The organism is Achromobacter marplatensis (assembly GCF_049060505.1).
In the GTDB taxonomy this organism is placed as follows: Bacteria; Pseudomonadota; Gammaproteobacteria; order Burkholderiales; family Burkholderiaceae_B; genus Achromobacter; species Achromobacter marplatensis_A.
Genome location: NZ_JBMGRB010000009.1, coordinates 96,931 through 113,433, shown reverse-complemented (window position 1 = coordinate 113,433; position 16,503 = coordinate 96,931). Strand labels below are relative to the sequence as shown.

At 65.1% G+C, this 16,503-nt stretch carries 12 protein-coding genes; 3 read left to right on the top strand and 9 right to left on the bottom strand.

What is annotated here, in order from left to right; all coding sequences use genetic code 11:
- Positions 1 to 58: 58 nt before the first annotated feature.
- On the bottom strand, positions 59 to 943 hold the full coding sequence (locus ACI0FO_RS21710) for a LysR family transcriptional regulator (RefSeq protein WP_416030036.1): 885 nt from the start codon (positions 941 to 943) through the stop codon (positions 59 to 61).
- A 146-nt stretch (positions 944 to 1,089) separates the two neighbouring features.
- Between ACI0FO_RS21710 and ACI0FO_RS21705 the strand changes: the two genes are divergently transcribed.
- Positions 1,090 to 2,622: an MFS transporter gene (locus ACI0FO_RS21705; RefSeq protein ID WP_416030034.1), complete on the top strand. Its 1,533-nt coding sequence runs from the start codon at positions 1,090 to 1,092 to the stop codon at positions 2,620 to 2,622.
- A 5-nt stretch (positions 2,623 to 2,627) separates the two neighbouring features.
- Here the strand turns inward: ACI0FO_RS21705 and ACI0FO_RS21700 are convergent, their stop codons facing one another.
- Together ACI0FO_RS21700 and ACI0FO_RS21695 are read right to left on the bottom strand one after the other, a co-directional pair.
- The gene (locus ACI0FO_RS21700; RefSeq protein ID WP_416030032.1) at positions 2,628 to 4,898 is read right to left on the bottom strand and encodes an ATP-dependent DNA helicase; all 2,271 of its coding nucleotides are present in this window, start codon (positions 4,896 to 4,898) and stop codon (positions 2,628 to 2,630) included.
- The gene (locus ACI0FO_RS21695) at positions 4,895 to 6,553 is read right to left on the bottom strand and encodes a VRR-NUC domain-containing protein (protein WP_416030030.1); all 1,659 of its coding nucleotides are present in this window, start codon (positions 6,551 to 6,553) and stop codon (positions 4,895 to 4,897) included. The genes ACI0FO_RS21700 and ACI0FO_RS21695 overlap by 4 nt, the downstream gene beginning before the upstream one ends.
- Positions 6,554 to 6,805: 252 nt before the next feature.
- Here ACI0FO_RS21695 and ACI0FO_RS21690 point away from each other — a divergent pair, with 252 nt between their 5' ends.
- Positions 6,806 to 7,498 (top strand): LysR substrate-binding domain-containing protein, encoded by a 693-nt coding sequence (locus ACI0FO_RS21690; RefSeq protein ID WP_416030028.1) that lies wholly within the window; start codon positions 6,806 to 6,808, stop codon positions 7,496 to 7,498.
- Positions 7,499 to 7,703: 205 nt separating this feature from the next.
- Here the strand turns inward: ACI0FO_RS21690 and ACI0FO_RS21685 are convergent, their stop codons facing one another.
- The 3 genes from ACI0FO_RS21685 to ACI0FO_RS21675 are packed head-to-tail and all read right to left on the bottom strand — an operon-like array spanning position 7,704 to position 11,521.
- A complete protein-coding gene (locus ACI0FO_RS21685; RefSeq protein ID WP_416030026.1) occupies positions 7,704 to 9,017 on the bottom strand; it encodes a c-type cytochrome in 1,314 nt (437 codons plus the stop codon).
- 12 nt (positions 9,018 to 9,029) lie between these two features.
- On the bottom strand, positions 9,030 to 10,805 hold the full coding sequence (locus tag ACI0FO_RS21680) for a GMC family oxidoreductase (RefSeq protein WP_310029184.1): 1,776 nt from the start codon (positions 10,803 to 10,805) through the stop codon (positions 9,030 to 9,032).
- Positions 10,806 to 10,807: 2 nt separating this feature from the next.
- A complete protein-coding gene (locus tag ACI0FO_RS21675) occupies positions 10,808 to 11,521 on the bottom strand; it encodes a gluconate 2-dehydrogenase subunit 3 family protein (RefSeq protein WP_416030024.1) in 714 nt (237 codons plus the stop codon).
- A gap of 327 nt (positions 11,522 to 11,848) precedes the next feature.
- Between ACI0FO_RS21675 and ACI0FO_RS21670 the strand changes: the two genes are divergently transcribed.
- A complete protein-coding gene (locus tag ACI0FO_RS21670) occupies positions 11,849 to 12,436 on the top strand; it encodes a hypothetical protein (RefSeq protein ID WP_416030022.1) in 588 nt (195 codons plus the stop codon).
- Positions 12,437 to 12,448: 12 nt separating this feature from the next.
- On the opposite strand, the gene ACI0FO_RS21665 is transcribed toward ACI0FO_RS21670, so the two are convergent.
- From ACI0FO_RS21665 to ACI0FO_RS21655, 3 genes are read right to left on the bottom strand one after another with little or no spacing between them, the layout of a single operon-like run.
- The gene (locus ACI0FO_RS21665; protein ID WP_416030020.1) at positions 12,449 to 13,204 is read right to left on the bottom strand and encodes a GntR family transcriptional regulator; all 756 of its coding nucleotides are present in this window, start codon (positions 13,202 to 13,204) and stop codon (positions 12,449 to 12,451) included.
- Positions 13,201 to 14,919 (bottom strand): glycerol-3-phosphate dehydrogenase/oxidase, encoded by a 1,719-nt coding sequence (locus tag ACI0FO_RS21660; RefSeq protein WP_416030017.1) that lies wholly within the window; start codon positions 14,917 to 14,919, stop codon positions 13,201 to 13,203. The genes ACI0FO_RS21665 and ACI0FO_RS21660 overlap by 4 nt, the downstream gene beginning before the upstream one ends.
- A complete protein-coding gene (locus ACI0FO_RS21655; RefSeq protein WP_416030015.1) occupies positions 14,916 to 16,406 on the bottom strand; it encodes an FGGY family carbohydrate kinase in 1,491 nt (496 codons plus the stop codon). Before ACI0FO_RS21655 ends, ACI0FO_RS21660 begins: the two co-directional genes overlap by 4 nt.
- Positions 16,407 to 16,503: the final 97 nt, after the last annotated feature.

Below are 16,503 nucleotides of genomic sequence, written 5' to 3'. Positions count from 1 at the left end.
AATGATGATCGTCATATTAATATGATGAGCATCATGCCACAAATACGACCCGCCCCGTTCAGGGAAAAAGATGGTGCGCCAGATGGTCGATGAACACCCGCAGCTTTGGCGACGCATGGCGGCTGGCGGGCCACAATGCCCACATCGTGCCGTTGCCGCGCGTGCGCTCATCCATCACGATCTGCAATTGGCCGGCGGCCAGTTCACGGCGGATCGTGAAATCCGGCAGGCAGACAATGCCCTGCCCGCTCACCGCTAGCGATATCCGCATTTCGACGCTGTTGCAGACGAGCGTCAGCGGCAAATCGGGCGATTGCGCCTCGGGACCTGCCTTCAGCGGCCATTTCTCAAGCCGGCCCGTGGCCGGATAGCGATAGTGCAGGCACGCGTGGCGTTGCAGATCGACCGCGCGCTTGGGCGCGCCATGCTGGCGCAGGTAATCGGGCGAGGCGGCCAGCACGCGCCGGAACGATCCCAGCCGACGGCGCTTCAGGCCGGAATCGTCCATGTCGCCGGTACGGACCACGGCGTCGTAGCCTTCGCCAATCACGTCCACCATGCGGTCGGTGAACTCCAGGTCCAGCTCCACGTCCGGGTACTGGCGCATGAAGCTGGCGACGGTGGTTTCGAATAGCCCGCTGTAGCGCGGCAGGCTGACCCGCAGCTTGCCCCGGGGCGCGTCGGCAGCTTCAGACAGTTCCAGCTCGGCCGCTTCGACTTCGCACAGAATGCGGCGGCAGCGTTCCAGGAATTTCTCGCCCTCGGGCGTCAGTGCGATATGGCGCGTGCTGCGATGAAACAACCGCACCTTCAGGCGCTCTTCCATGCGCGCCACGCTTTTGCCTACCGCGGATGGGGACACCCCCAGCACGCGGCCCGCCTCTGAAAAGCTGCGTGTTTCCGCCACCAGCACAAAGATGCCGATGCCTCCCAGGCTATCCATTCCCTCACCCCCACTACGGACATTTATGTCCTGAATATTCGGAATCCTAGCCTATTTTTCTTTTATGCAAGGCCCCATAAGCTTGCCGTCACCCTTCGCCGCCCGCAATCCCGCCGGGCGGCGTCCTTGTTTCAATCGGCACGCCCATGCATCTATCCCCACCCCCCGCCACCGGCCATCGCTGGCTGCAACTACTGTCCGCTTGCCTCACCGCCCTGCTTATTCCGCTGTGCTTCACCGGCCCCGCCGTGGTCCTGCCCTCGATCAGCCAGGCGCTGGGCGGCACGCCGGTGGAACTGAACTGGATCCTCAACGGCTACATCCTGGCGTATGGCAGCGTCATCATGGTGTCGGGCAGTTTGACCGACCTCTACGGCCCGCGCCGGATCTGGCTGCTGGGCCTGACCGGGTTCTGCGCCGCCACTTTCGCCATTCCTTATATGCCCACCGCGGGCTGGATCGACTTGCTACGCCTGATGCAAGGCATGGGCGGCGCGGCCGCATTCGCCGCCGCGATGTCGTCGCTGGCCCCGCTGTTCCACGGCGTGGCGCGCACCCGCGCCTTCAGCCTGCTGGGCACCACGTTCGGCATCGGGCTGTCGTTCGGGCCGCTGCTATCCGGCTGGCTGGTGCAGGCCGCCAGCTGGGAATGGGTATTCCTGGCAACCGGCGGCGTGGGCGTGTTGGGCGCCATCATGGTGGCCATCAGCGTGCGCCCGACGGCGGGCGCGGCCCAAGGCCGGCTGGACTGGCCCGGCGCCATTAGCTTCACCGGCGCGCTGGGGCTGTTCACCTACGGCATCCTGCTGGCGCCCGAAGCCGGATGGTCCGACGCGCACGTCATCGGCGCCCTGCTGGCGTCCGCCGTGCTGTCCGTGGCCTTCGTGCGCGTGGAGCGCCGCGCCGTCCGGCCCATGCTGGACCTGACCCTGTTCCGTGACGCGCGTTTCGTGGGCGTGCAGGTGCTGGCCGCATCGCCCGCCTTTCTGTTCATTGTGCTGATCGCCATGTTGCCTGGGCGTTTCATCGGCATCGACGGCTATAGCGCACTTGCCGCCGGCCAGCTGATGATCGGCCTGGCCGCGCCCCTGCTGGTGGTGCCGTTCCTGGCCGCATTGCTGACGCGCTGGTTCAACCCCGGCGTCCTGTCCGCCATCGGCTTGCTGGCGGTGGCGGCTGGCCTGGTCTGGCTGGCCGACGTCATGGCCACGGGCGCCACCGGCCTGTGGTTGCCGATGGGCCTGATCGGCGTCGGCATCGGCGTGCCATGGGGGTTGATGGACGCCATGGCCGTCAGCGTAGTGGCACCGCGCAATGTCGGCATGGCGACTGGCATCTTCAACACGGTGCGGGTGTCGGCGGACGGCATCGCCATCGCCGTCGTCAGCGCGCTACTGGCCTTGCTGATCCAGGCCCCCTTGACGGCCGCGCTGCCCGCCGCGACCGACGGCAAGGCCATCCTGATGGCCGCCAACCGCGCGGCGCTGGGTCAGCTGCACGAGGCCGCGGCCTTGTTGCCCGGCGCCACCGCGCTGCTGCAGCAAAGCTACGACGACGCCTTTCGCCACGTGCTGCATGCCTTGGCTGGCATCGCGGTGCTGACGGCGCTGGCCGTCTATGCGCTGCTGGGCAGGCGCCGCCCGGCCGCCAACGGCGATCGCGTGGCGGCGGTGCAATAGCCAGTTCAGTCCACCCGCCACCAACGGGGCAGCAGGCCCCGTACTTTGGCCCGGCGATAGCGGTCGTCGATCAGGTGGACCGTGCCCACATCGTGCTCGGTGCGGATCACCCGGCCGGCCGCCTGCACTACCTTCTGCAGGCCCGGATACAGGTAGGTGTAGTCGTAGCCGTTCTCTTCGCCATAGCGCAAGTCCATGGCCCGCTTCATGTTTTCGTTCACGGGGTTCACTTGCGGTAACCCCAGCGTGGCGATGAAAGCGCCGATCAATCGCTTGCCCGGCAAATCCACCCCTTCCGAAAAAGCGCCGCCCAGCACCGCGAAACCCACGCCCTGGCCGGTTTCGGTGAACCGGGCCAGGAACGCCGCGCGGCTGGGCTCGTCCATGCCCGGCGTCTGCAACCAGATCGGCACCGACGGATGGCGTTCGCGCATCAGGTCGGACACCTGGCGCAAGTAGTCGAAGCTGCTTAAAAACCCCAGATAGTTGCCGGGCCGGTCGGCGTACTGCGTGGCGATCAGGTCAACGATGGGCGCCAGCGACCGTTCGCGGTCGCGATAGCGCGTGGAGACATTGCCCACCACCCGCACCGCCAGTTGCTCGGCTTGAAACGGCGCCGCCACGTCGATCCATGGCGTGTCTTGCGGCAGCCCCAGCGTGTCGCGGTAGAACTGCTGCGGGCTTAGCGTGCCCGAAAACAGCACGGTCGCGTGCGCCGCCGCATAGCGTGCCGCCAGGTATGACGCGGGAATCACGTTGCGCACGCATAACGTGGACGGCCGTGTCTTGGCGCTGGCGCCGCCCACGTCCGACAACGTCACATCGAACAGCGCATGCGAGCCGAACTGTTCGGCCAGCCGCATGAACTGCAGCGCTTCGAAGTAAAACGTCAACACCGGATCGTCCTGCGGCAACGGTGACTCGGCCATGTGCTCCATGATCGCGCCCACCGCCTTCTGCACGGCGGCCAGCACACCCGGCGCCACCATGTCATAGGCTTGATACCGTTCAGCCTGCTTCTTGTTCAGCGCGTTCCATGAGCGTTGCAACCCATCCAGCGGCTTCTTCAGCGCCTTGGGCGCGGCATAACGCGCCGCCGACAATGACGCCTGGTCAAGCTCACCCGTATACATGCGGCGCGCCCGGTCCACCAGATTGTGGGCTTCGTCCACCAGCACCGCCACTTTCCACTGGTAGGCCTGCGTCATGGCGTACAGCATCGCCGTGGCGTCGTAGTAGTAGTTGTAGTCGCCCACCACCACGTCGCTCCAGCGGATCAGCTCCTGCGACAGATAATACGGACACACCTGATGCGCACGAGCCGTGGCGCGCACCGTGGGCGCATCCAGCCGGACATGTTGCAGCGCCGCCTCGCGCGCTTGCGGCAGGCGGTCGTAAAAGCCTTGCGCCAAGGGGCAGGAATCTCCGTGGCACGCCAAGTCCGGGTGCTCGCAGGTCTTGTCGCGGGCCTGCAGGTCTAGCACCCGCAGCCCCGGCGCCGCAGGTTGCGCATTGACGGTATCCAGCGCGTCCATCGCCAGCCCGCGTCCCGACCCTTTCGCCGCCAGGAAGAAGACCTTGTCCAGGCCTGTTCCCGGGCTGGCCTTGAGCAGCGGAAAGATCGTGCCCAGCGTCTTGCCGATACCGGTCGGCGCCTGGGCCATCAGGCAGCGGCCATCGCGCGCCGTGCGGTACACGGCCACCGCCAGATCGCGTTGCCCCGCGCGGAATTCCCCGTGCGGAAACGCCAGTTTCTCCAGCGCCGCATCGCGTGATTGGCGATGCGCAAGCTCGGTCTTGGCCCAATTCAGGAAACGGTCGCATTGCTCCGCGAAAAAAGCAGCCAGCGCCGGCGCCTCGTGCGTTTCCACCAGCACCGTTTCTTCTTCGGTGACCACATTGAAATACACCAGGGCCACGCGCACCTGAGCCAACCCGCGCGACTGGCACAGCAGATGGCCATAGACGCGCGCCTGCGCCCAGTGCACCACGCGGTGATTCTCGCGCACGCTGTCCAGTTGGCCTCGATACGTCTTGACCTCTTCCAGTTGATTGGCCACCGGGTCGTAGCCGTCGGCCCGCCCCCGTACCAGCAGGTTTTCATGCTGGCCGGAGAGGGCGACTTCGGTCTCGTAATCGGGGCCGCGCCGACTCGTCACCACGGCATGGCCCGCCATGCCCTCCAGGCCAGTCGGCGCAGGCGTGAAGCGCAGATCCAGATCGCCCGCCCGCGCCGTGAATTCACATAGCGCGCGCACCGCCACGGCGTAGCTCATGCCCCCTCCTCCCGCCAGCTGACATGGCAGACGCGCACCGGCATCCCGTGCGACACGCAATACTGCAACCAGCGGATCTGGTTGTCCTGCAGCTTGTCGCCGGGCCCTTTGACCTCGACCAGTTCATAGCGGCGCTCTGCCGGCCAAAAACGAATCAGGTCCGGAAAACCGGACCGGTTGGTCTTGACGTCCCGCAAGAGCCGCGCAAAGTACAGCTTCAGATGCGCGGCGGGCAGGCAATCCAGCGCTTGGGCCAACAGCGTGCCCGACAGTGCGCCCCAGAACACGAACGGCGACTGCACGCCCGATTTTTCGGCATAGCGCCGCAGGATCACATCGCGATAGGCCGGGGTATCCAACTGCGCCAGGCAGTCCGTGAACAGGGCCTTGCGGCGCTCGTGGAAATCCGGCGCGTCCAGGTCGGCGGGGCCACGCTGAAAGGGATGAAAGAATGCCCCGGGCAACGGCGCAAAGACTGCGGGCCAGCACAGCAGACCGAACAGCGAATTGATCAGCGCATTTTCCACGTAGTGCACCGGCGCATCGTCCTGATGCAGATGATCGCGGGTGACGTATTCCACGGCGGTCGGCGCTGGGGGTCGCGGCAAGGTCAGATCCGTGCGCAGCAAAGCGGGCGCTGCCGTCCGCGCGGGCGCGCCCCGCCCCGCCCCCCGATACAAGCGCGGCAGCATGCGCGCCAAACGCTGGCTTTCTTCCTCGCTTTCCGGGGCGGCTTGCGCCTGCAAGGCCAACGCCAGGGCCTCGTCAAAGCGCGCCATGCGTTCATACACGCGGATGCGGCGATGCCGCGCGCCCGGGTACCCGCAGCGTTCATAGACCCGTTGCGCCGCCGGCCAGTCCTGGGCCCGCTCGCACGCCTGCCCGATCCGCAGCAGCACCTTGGCGCGGCGCTTTTCCAGCCAGGGGTTCTGGCTGGCGCAACCGTCCACCGCCTGCAGCAAGGCGTCAAGTTCGGCGCCGTCGTCCAGCGCCGCGCGGCAGGCATGCAAGGCCAGATAGCGGTCCACGTCGGCACGCGTCTGGAACGCCCGCGACGACGCCTCGAACGGCACGGTTTCGTACTGGAACACGCCCAGGTCGGACAGCACGAATTCGGACCAATCCTGGTGGAGATTACCGAAGAACATCAGGCGGAAGCGTTCGCAAAGATCGCCCACCCGCACGCGCCAGACCGGTTCTTCGGCGTCGGGATTCCAGGCGGCATAAGGCCGGCCCGCTTCAGAGTGCGGGCCACCCAGCCAGGCACGCACGGCTTCCAGCAGCTCTGCCTTGCGCGCCGCAGGCTTGATCGGCGCACTGGCGAACATGCGGCAAAGCTCGGGCTTGGTATAGAGGCCGAACAGCTCGTCCAGCGTCATCGGCGCATCGGCGTCCAGCCACCCCAACGCCCGCAACGGCGCGGCGGCCTCCGACGTGCTGGGGATTTCTTCGTAGACCAGCCGGCTGGCGCGGAACCACGGCCCGCGCCGCATCAACATGCGCACCAGCAGCGCCTGGGACGCCTGCGGCAAGGCGTGGAAGTCATCCAGGAAACGGCGTTCGTCCGCGTCCAGCAGGTCGGCGTAGCGATCGCAGACCCACGCAAGCGCGCGCTGGAAATTGTGCAGGTAGTAGTAACGGTGCGGGGGGAACATCGGCCGGCCGGATAACTGGGGTTTTATCCAGTAATCATAGCAGGCTGCCGCGTCCGGCGCCCGTCTACGATTGATCCAAATCGACGATACGCCGCAATGAAAAGTGCCCGCTATCAGGTCTTTGGTGTGGATCCGCCGCGATGCGAAAGGGCTTACGGGGAAAAGGGTTAAGCCCGATTCGCCCTTCCGCGCGCGCTCGTCGCTTCTCTCCGTCCAGGCGCCACATAGGCGGTTCGCGTCAAGGCCCTGTTCATGGCGAAGACGATGCCCAACAACGAGACCGCGAGAATTCCGATAACGATCCATGCAAAGGACGCCACGCCTGAACGATCAAGCAGAATTCCGCCAACAACGCCGCCGCTGGCCACCGCGGTGTTCCAGCCCGTGGTGTACATGGATTGCGCCACGTCAACCGACTCGCCGGCAAAGCGAGACAAGGCTTTGGTGGAAGTGATCGAAGAGGGTTTCGACGCTGTGATCCGTACTGGGGAACCCGGCGATTCCCGATTGATGGCGCGGGTACTCGGCACCTACCGAAGGGTCATCGTCGGAGCTCCCGACTATTTCCAGCGGGCCGGACTCCCCCAGCACCCTGAAGACTTGGCCGGCCACGCCTGCCTGCTGTACCGGTATCCCACCACTGGCAAAACGGATGTATGGCCTTTGAGCACGGACGGACAGCCCCTTGCCCTGGATCTCTCAGCGAGCATGGTGACGAATTCTCTGGACCCGCAAATCTGCTTTGCCGAACAAGGTCTGGGTATTGCCTGTGTCCCTGACATCGCCGTGCGTCATCAAATCGACGAAGGCAAACTGATCACTGTGCTGGACCACTACAACCAAGACCGCACCACATTCCGAATCTTGTGGCCATCCAGCCGACATCTGTCGCCCAAGATCAGGGTGTTCGTGGACTTCATCGTGCAGAATTTGTTTCCGCTTTGACTGCGAGAATTGCACGATATAAAGACCGTTGTGCATCATCAAGCATCGCCTAGCGTCCGCTGGCGAGCGTGACGCTGCGCCGGTAGATGCCGGCCGCGTGCTGCCCGCCTGACACGAACCGATGGTGAAATGAAAAACGGCGCCGGAAAGCCTGGGCTTTCCGGCGCCGCCGTCGTGCGGGACCGTGCGCGAAAAGCGACTGGCGCTATCGCACCGGTTGCGGGGCTGCCCCCACGTCCTTGCGCACCTTGGCCACATCCGACGCGCTGACCGCCGCGCCCTTGTTGCCCCAGCTGGATCGCACGAAAGTCACCACATCCGCGACTTCCTTGTCGGTCATGCGCCAGTCGAAGCCCGGCATCGCGTAGGCAGTCGGCGCCGCCGTCGTGCCCGGCATTTGCGCCCCCTTCAGCACGATGTGGATCAGCGAAGCGGGATCGGCGGAGTTCACCGTCGAGCTCAGCGCCAATTGCGGGAACGTCTCCGTGTAGCCCTTGCCGGTGCTGCGGTGGCAGGCGGCGCAGTTGTTCAGGAACGCCATCGCGCCATCGCTCTTGTCGCGGCCAGTGCGCAACGCTTGCGCCACGGACTCGTCATAGGCCAGCGGCTTGGCCGCGTCCTTGTTGACCGGCGGCAAGCTCTTCAAATACACCGCAATGGCGTTCAGATCGGCGTCGGACAAGTGTTGCGTGCTGTCCTCGACCACTTGCGCCATGCCGCCGAACGCGGCCGAATGGCCGTTGCGGCCCGACTTCAGGAACACGGCGATGTCCTCCTTCGTCCAGCTTCCCAGCCCGTCGGTGACGTCGCCACGCAGGTTCTTGGCCAACCAGCCTTCGACCACGCCCCCCGACAGGAAGGCCGAACCGTCGGCGTCGCTCAGCGCCTTTTCCTGCAAGGCAAAGCCGCGCGGCGTATGGCAGGTGCTGCAATGGCCCAGGCCTTCGACCAGGTACTGGCCACGCAACAGCGCTGCGCGGTCGGCGCCCTGCAAATCGCTGGCGGCCGGACCGTTGACGACGTCCGGCGCGAACATCCAGCGCCACACGGTCAACGGCCAGCGCATCGACATGGGCCAGGAAATGTCCGTGTCCTTGTTCTCCTGCTTGACGGGTTCCACGCCATGCATGAAATAGGCATACAGCGCCTTCACGTCATCAGGCGTGACCTTGGCATACGCCGTGTAAGGCATGGCCGGATACAACGAGTGCCCGTCGCGTGCCTTGCCGTGGCGCACAGCCAGGTCGAAGTCTTCGTAGGTGTAATTGCCGATGCCCGTCTCTTTGTCGGGCGTGATATTGGTTGAATAGATCGTGCCCAACGGCGACTCGATGCCCAATCCGCCGGCGAAGGGCTTGCCGCCCTTGGCCGTGTGGCAGGCAATGCAGTCGCCCGCGCGCGACAGGTATTCGCCCTGCTTGATCATCTGCGCATCGGCCGCGGCCGGTGTGCCGTCGGCGGCGAACGCAGCGCTGGCCACCAAGGCCGAGAAGGCCGCAACAATGGTTTGCTTCAACATTGTGCCGTCTCCTTAAGCCTGGACCAGCGGGCCGGGGTTCTTCAGATACTGGTCACGAATCGCCTGCGCGGCCCAGAAGGCCAAGGCGCCCACCAGCCCCGTCGGGTTGTAGCCCATGTTCTGCGGGAACACGCAGGCGCCCATCACGAACACGTTAGGCACATCCCAGCTTTGCAGATACTTGTTGACCACGCTTTCCTTGGGGTTCGAGCCCATGATCGCGCCGCCGGTGTTGTGCGTGCTCTGGTAGACCCGCGTGTCATAACGCGCGCCCTTCTTGCGCACCGCCACGAAGTGCTTCTCGGGGTTCATGGCCTTCGCCACGGTCTCCATGCGCTTGCCCATGTAGCCCAGCATGTCGAACTCGTTGTCGTGCCAGTCGAACGTCATGCGCAGCAACGGCTGGCCATAGGCGTCTTTGTACGTCGGGTCCAGCGACAGATAGGCGTCGCGGTACGACATCACCGAACCGGAAATGCCGATGGTCATGAAGCGCTGGTACGCGTCCTGCACGCCGGCCTTCCACGCGGTGCCCCAAGTGGGCGTGCCCGGCGTCGTGGGCGTCTGCTTGATCGGGCGGCCGCCATAGCGCACGTGACGGATGCTGGCGCCGCCCACGAAACCCAGCGGGCCGTGGTCGAACTGATCGCCGTTCAAGTCGTCCATGCCCACGCCGCCCGCGCCGGTGCCCACGAAGGGGTTCAGCTGGGTGCCCTTGGGCAACAGCACGTTCACCGCGCCGTTCATCTGGTACGCGTAGTTCTTGCCGACCACGCCTTCGTTGGTCTTCGGGTCATACGGCTTGCCGATGCCCGACAGCAGCAGCAGGCGCACGTTGTGCATCTGATAGGCCGACAGAATCACCAGATCGGCCGGCTGATCGATCTCGCGGCCCTCGGCGTCGATGTACGTCACGCCAACCGCCTTCTTGCCGGTGGAGTCGAGGTTGACCTTGATCACCTGCGAATGCGTGCGCAGCTCGAAGTTCGGCTTCTTCAGCAGCACCGGCAGGATGGTCGTCTGCGGCGACGCCTTCGAGTACATGTAGCACCCGTAGTTTTCACAGAAACCGCAGAAATTGCAGGGTCCCAGACGCACGCCATAAGGATTGGTGTACGGGCCTGACGCATTCGCGGCAGGCGCGGGATACGGATTGAACCCGACCTCGCGCGCGGCCTTCTCGAACAGCTGCGCGCCATAGGTGTTGGGCAGCGCGGGCAACGGGAATTCCTTGCTGCGTTTGCCTTCCAGCGGGTTGCCGCCTTCGACGATCTTGCCGTTCAGGTTGCCCGCCTTGCCGGACGTGCCGCACACGTACTCGAACTTCGAGAAGTACGGTTCCAGTTCGTCGTAGGTCACGCCGAAATCCTGGATGGTCATGCCTTCCGGGATGAATTTCTTGCCGTAGCGCGTTTCATAGCGCGTGCGCAGTTCCAGCTCTTCCGGCAACACGCGGTAGTGCATGCCGTTCCAATGGAAGCCCGCCCCGCCCACGCCCGTTCCCAGCAGGAACGAGCCATTCTGGCGGTACGGCACGGCCACGTCGTCCACGCCATGGCGGATCGTCACGGTTTCCTTGGACAGGTCCTGGAACAGCTTGCCGCGCACGGAGTACGCCAGCTCATCGACCACCTTGGGATACTCGGCGTCCTTGGGCGTGTCCTGCATGCCGCCGCGTTCCAGCGCCAGCACATGCAGGCCGGCTTCGGTCAGCTCCTGGCCCAGAATCGCGCCCGTCCAGCCGAACCCGACCAGCACGGCATCCACTTTGTCTTTTTTGATCGCCATGATTAACCCTTCTCCCCAGAGATCGACACGGGGCCATAGGGGTACTTCACATTGGGCTGGTCAACCCAGTCCATATAGTCGGCGCGCGCGCCGGGAAAGCCCACCATCTTCCAGCCCACCATGTTCTTGTTGCCGCCGTAGATCGGATCGGCAAAGAACCCTTCCTTGGTGTTGGACAAGAGAAAGCTGAAGAATGTGGTGGCGGGCACGGTGTCCAGCTTGATCTTGCCGCCTTGCAGGTCCTTCAGGATCTGTTCCTGCAGCGGCTTGTCCAGCTCGGCGTACACCTTGCCATGCGTCTTCACGCACCAGGCGTTGCAGGCCTCGATGCCGTGGCGGTAGACCTCGCGCGGATTCTGGTTCAGTTGGTAACCCAGTTCCGGCACCTGGTCCGTATGGAACGGACCGTCCATGTACCAGAGCTTGCCATGGCCGAAAGGCGTTTCCATCTGGCGGTCGATGAACTCGGGCACGCCAGCGGCGATAGCGCCCGGGCCGTACTCGTCGGCGGGGATCAGGTGATCCACGGCCGCCACGATGAACGTCCATTCGGGCTGGGTGAAATAGGTGGGTGCGTAGGGCTTGGCCGCCTGGGCGGTCTTGCCGTCATCGCCGCTGGTACAGGCCGTGGTCAAGCCGCCTACCGCTAACGTCGACGCCGGCACGATGGCCAACGCTTGCAGAAACCGCCGGCGCGGCTTTGCATCTTCTGTCATAGACATCTCCGTGATTACTCCAAGTTGTCCTAGCGCGCTACCGAACATGAAACCTGGAAACACGAACTGCCGAGCTAGTGACAACACGCTCTTTGCTTACAGAAAATTGGACCTGTTCTTGAAAAGGGACGTAAGAAAAGGTGCCGGCATTATGCGCCTTTTCGACCATCTGATCTGCTCTTCTGACCGTATCAGTTCGATTTTCTTGACATGAAAATATCTTTTGCATTAAGGACAATGTAAGAAGCCCGCAAAAGCGGGCTTTTCTGACAAGCGGATTAACGGATTCTGTATATTCCGCGACAGGAACAGCAACGGATCCCACCCATGAACGACAAGACGAAGACCTGGCGCAGTTCGACGACCACGCGCAGCTGGAGCACCACCACGGACCTCACGCCCGAGCAGCGCGTCCACATCGAAGACCTGCTGGACAGCCGGATGGACGGCGTCAGCGTCAGCCAGGAATGGAACTACTCGGGTCTTGAAAACGGCGAAGTCTTCAACGTCCAGATCAAGGACGGCGCGGTCACCGTGAACGGCCGCAAGTACGACAGCCTGGACGAGGTTCCCCGTGCTGATCGCGAACGCATCGATGCGCTGCGCAGCGGCAACGACCTTGGCGGCCTGTGGGATATGCTGAAAAACGCCGGTGTCGACGTCAAAAATCTGGCCGGCGACCTGGCCGACGCCAAAAGCAAGCCGGCCTTCACGATAGAGACCGACGACCCGAACCGGGAAGCCGCCAGCCCAGTGCCTTTCGCCCCCGCGGACGACGCCGTGCGCATGGCGGCTGCCGACCCGTCCTTATCGCCCGGCGCGGTGCGCCCGGGCGGAGGATTGCGCCGCACGCTGCTGATCGGCATCGCCATCGGCCTGGCGTTATGGGTAGCGCAAGCGCTGGGGGTATTTTGAACCTGGCCGCGCCTACGTCGTGGTCTGGACGTGCAGCCGGCTAGACTTGCATCGGTGCAACGCGCGGTAGTGCTCCAGCGGCCGCCCATTCGATCCGTAGGCGATGGACTCGATGCGCAGCAGCGGTTCCGTGCTGGCCATGCCTAACAATTCGCACGTTGGCGCGTCTGGGGCCACCGCATCGATCCAACGCTCCGCCCGCACGATGCGCAATCCGTATTGCCGGCGCAGCACGTCATACAGCGAACGGTTCTCTAGCCGCGTGCGGTGCAGGCCGGGCGCCAGATCCGCGGGCACGGCGGTTTCCACCAGCAACTGCAGTTCGCCGTCCACACTGCGCAGCCGCTTCAGCCCCACCACCATGTCGGTCTCGGCCAGGGCCAAGGCCGAGGCTTCCTGCACGGTGGGCGGGCGCAGCTCTTGCACCAGCACTTGGGTGCGGACCGTGCGGCCCTTGCGCGCCATTTCGTCTGAAAAGCCCAGCACTGTCGATACGAAATCCTCGTCGCGCTCGCGCGCCGACACGAAGGCGCCCTGCCCTCGGATCTTGTAGATCAGGCCATTGCGCACCAGGTCCGCCAGCGCCTCCCTGACCACGATGCGGGAAATGCCGTACTGTTCGCCGAATTCGGCTTCGGTGGGCAGCTTGGCCCCCACCGCTAACTCGCCCTGAAGGATCTTGCCGCGCACCACGTCGCGGAATTGCGTCCAAAGCGGGGCGCTGGCGCTGCGGTCCAGTACGTCTTGGGTCGGAATGGAGCTGCTCATGTCGTGATAAGGCTAGAAGTCGAATCAATATCTACAAAATGCCGGTCGCGCAGGATAGCGGCGCAAGCCCGCCATTCGTCGCGCCGGCGCATGTCTGTCCAGCCCAGCGCCGCCGCGGCCAGATCCGCCAATTCGGCCAGCAAGCCGTCGGTCACGCGTCCGCGTATTGCCAGCAAAGTCCGGCGGATCACCAGATCCGCCAGATGCTGCACGCCGGTCTCTTGGCACAGCGTGCGGACCTCGGCTTCGGAATAGTCCGGCGCATGGCGCAGCGGAACATCGCCCGCACCGGCAAAGGACTGCGCCAGCGCGTCCGCGCGCGAACCGTAGCGGGCAACGAGTCCGTCGATGCGCTCGCGCGGCAAGCCGGACCGGTGTTGAATCCTGTCGATCAGTTGTTCCCTGGCCTGCCCCTCCGCAGGCATGTCCGCGCCGCCGCCGATGGCCAGCGTCTCGGTCAGGCGCAGGCGCGGCCGGCCCAGTTGCGTCAGCACCTGGTTCGCGGCCATTTCCGCCAGCGAACGAAATGTGGTCCATTTTCCACCCACCAGACACACCAGCGGCACCTTGCGCACGGCGTTCGGCGGGTCGACCACCACGGCGTGATCGCGCGAGATCTGGCCAGGCTTGTCCGCATCGGAGTACGCCAGCGGACGCACGCCGACGTAAGTGTAGACCACGTCCTCGCGCGCGAAACGCAGCCGCGGAAAGACCTCGCCCAGCACGTCCAGCAGATAGTCGATCTCGGCGGGATCGGTTGCCGCCTGATCAGGATCGTCGACGGGAATGTCGGTAGAACCCACCAGCACGCGATCCATGAAGGGATACACGATGCAGACGCGGCCGTCCGACGCTTCGAAATACACCATGCGCCCGCCCAACGCCGAACGCAGCGCAGGATGGTCCAGGATCAGGTGCGACCCCTTTGTGCCCATAACGCGGGAACCCGCCCCTTCCAGCACGCCCGCCGACCGGTCCAGCCAGGCGCCCGTGGCATTGACTACGGTGTCCGCGGTGACCTCGACGGTTTCCCCGGTGATCTCATCGCGCAGGCTCAGCGTCTTGCCGCGGCAAGCGGTCACATTGCAATAATTGGCGGCCAACGAGGCGGGTTGGTCGGCATGCGCGTCGGACATCAGTTCCAGAATCAACCATTCGGGATGGCTGATCCAGGCGTCGAAATAAGTCGCCGTCCAACCTACCGTATCGCGGAACAACGCACCATCGGCGGCCGAAGCCCGGGCGATGCGATGTTCGGGCATCACGCGCTGGCGCCGCCCCAGGCGGTCATACAGGCGCAGACCCAGCGCCACCACGAACAAACCCCGCGCGCCGGGCGACGCCGCGAACCCCGCAAACCGCAGCATGCTGCCCAGCAAACCGCCGAACCGGCTGGACAGCGGCACCACGGTTTCCAGCGGGCGCACCAGATGCGGCGCGTTGCGCAGCAGCAGATTGCGTTCGCGGGTGGCTTCGGCCACCAGCGCGAACGCGCCGCTTTCCAGGTAGCGCAGACCGCCATGAATCATCCGCGACGGCGCGCTGCTGGCGCCTGCCGCGAAGTCGCCCTTGTCCACGATCAGGCAGTCCACGCCCTGCAGCGACAAATCGCGAAACACGCCCACGCCGTTGATGCCCGCGCCGACGATCACCGTGGAAAAGTGGCGGCCCGCCAACGCCGAGGGGCGCACATAAGGCAAGGCGTCTGTCTTCATGCCGCACGCTCCGCCAATTGTCCGAACACGGGGGTCATATTGCCGATCAGCGTTTCAAATTCCGAATAGAACGCCGCATGGGCCGGCGCAGCCTCGGCGACAGGCGCTTCCGCCACGCAGCGCACCGGCAAGACCTCGTCCGCGCAAGCCCCTTGCGACATCGCCGCATAACCGGCCGCTCCGCGCGCGCCGGTCTCGTCATCGCCGCAACGTTCCACCGGATGCCCCATGAAGTCCGCCAACAAGCGCACCAGCCGCGGATCGCGCGCGCCGCCGCCCAAGGCAGCCACCCGGCCCGGCACGCCCAGGCCACGCGCGGCCAGACGCTTCAGGTGCCAGGCATGCAATGCCGCTACCCCGTCGATCACGGCCCGAGCCATGTGCGCGCGGCCATGATGCCCCTTGAGCCCCACGAATCCCGCCGCGGCCCCGGCCGCCACGCCGCCCCCGTTGATAAATGGCAGGAAACGCAGGCCCTCGGCCCCCAACGGCACCGACATCGCGCTATCCACCACGGCGGCCGCGTCGTCGAACTGCAACGTGCGCGCCAGCCACGCCACGTTCGCCATGGACGATGGGCTGTTCTCAAGATAGAGCCGCGAAGCCGCCGGACCGTGGCGCACGATCGCGCCGACGTCCGGCTTGGGCTCGCGCGCGGGCGCCACCACCGCATTCACGCACCACGTCCCGAAGACGGCAACGGCATGGCCGCTTTTCACGGCGCCCACCGCCGACAGCGAGGCCAGCAGGTCGATCGCGCCCATGGCGACCGGCAGGCCGGCCGGCAATCCGCAGGCCGCCGCGCGCGCGGGCAACAGGTGCCCGATCACGGTTCCCGCGGGAACGATCGGCGGCAACGCGCTTGGCATCAATGCCGCCAACCCGGCGGCCTCGAACGCCAACGCCGACCACGTACCGGCTTCCAGGCTCAGCAAGCCCGCAGTGCTGACGTCGCTGGCGTCGGTCGCGATCTCTCCGCTAAGCAAGAACCCCAGATAGTCCTTGGCAAACAACAGGCGGCGTATCGCGTGGTGCCCGCCGCTTTCCGCATCGAACAGTTCCGCCGCGACCAGGCTGGGCTGGCCCGCCCACGGCCGGCAGCCCACCTCTTGATACAGGGCGTCCCCATGCTGGCGCGCCAGCCGCCGCGCACGGCCCACGGCCCGCTGATCCGTCGACGCCACGGCGCGTTCGGCAAGCAGGCCGCCCCGCTCGTCCAGGGCGTACAGCCCCGCGCCATGCCCGGTGCAGCACAACGCGCGCAACTGGGCCGCACGCGGCCCCAGCTGTTCGGCTACGCCACGCAGCGCCTGCATCAACGCGGCATCGATGGCATCCGCCCGCAACTCGCAGCCCCCGCCAGGCAAATGCTGGTAAGGCATTGCGCTACCCGACGCGGCCAGCGTGGCTCCCGTCCCGGCTTCGAAGGCAACCGCCTTCAAGCCCGTGGACCCCATGTCGATACCCAGGAATATGTCAGCTTTCATGTTATGACATTGTCTACAGATATTTTCGGCAGGATAGCAGTGTTTCCCCTAGTAAAAGAAATAATTCGGCTGCCATATAGTTCAGTCGATGTCATAA

Coding starts and splice junctions, on each gene's coding strand:
- ACI0FO_RS21680 (WP_310029184.1), bottom strand. CDS start 10,805: ATGGCGATCAAAAAAGACAAAGTGGATGCCGTGCTGGTCGGGTTCGGC.
- ACI0FO_RS21705 (WP_416030034.1), top strand. CDS start 1,090: ATGCATCTATCCCCACCCCCCGCCACCGGCCATCGCTGGCTGCAACTA.
- ACI0FO_RS21670 (WP_416030022.1), top strand. CDS start 11,849: ATGAACGACAAGACGAAGACCTGGCGCAGTTCGACGACCACGCGCAGC.
- ACI0FO_RS21700 (WP_416030032.1), bottom strand. CDS start 4,898: ATGAGCTACGCCGTGGCGGTGCGCGCGCTATGTGAATTCACGGCGCGG.
- ACI0FO_RS21695 (WP_416030030.1), bottom strand. CDS start 6,553: ATGTTCCCCCCGCACCGTTACTACTACCTGCACAATTTCCAGCGCGCG.
- ACI0FO_RS21655 (WP_416030015.1), bottom strand. CDS start 16,406: ATGAAAGCTGACATATTCCTGGGTATCGACATGGGGTCCACGGGCTTG.
- ACI0FO_RS21675 (WP_416030024.1), bottom strand. CDS start 11,521: ATGACAGAAGATGCAAAGCCGCGCCGGCGGTTTCTGCAAGCGTTGGCC.
- ACI0FO_RS21710 (WP_416030036.1), bottom strand. CDS start 943: ATGGATAGCCTGGGAGGCATCGGCATCTTTGTGCTGGTGGCGGAAACA.
- ACI0FO_RS21660 (WP_416030017.1), bottom strand. CDS start 14,919: ATGAAGACAGACGCCTTGCCTTATGTGCGCCCCTCGGCGTTGGCGGGC.
- ACI0FO_RS21665 (WP_416030020.1), bottom strand. CDS start 13,204: ATGAGCAGCTCCATTCCGACCCAAGACGTACTGGACCGCAGCGCCAGC.
- ACI0FO_RS21690 (WP_416030028.1), top strand. CDS start 6,806: ATGGCGAAGACGATGCCCAACAACGAGACCGCGAGAATTCCGATAACG.
- ACI0FO_RS21685 (WP_416030026.1), bottom strand. CDS start 9,017: ATGTTGAAGCAAACCATTGTTGCGGCCTTCTCGGCCTTGGTGGCCAGC.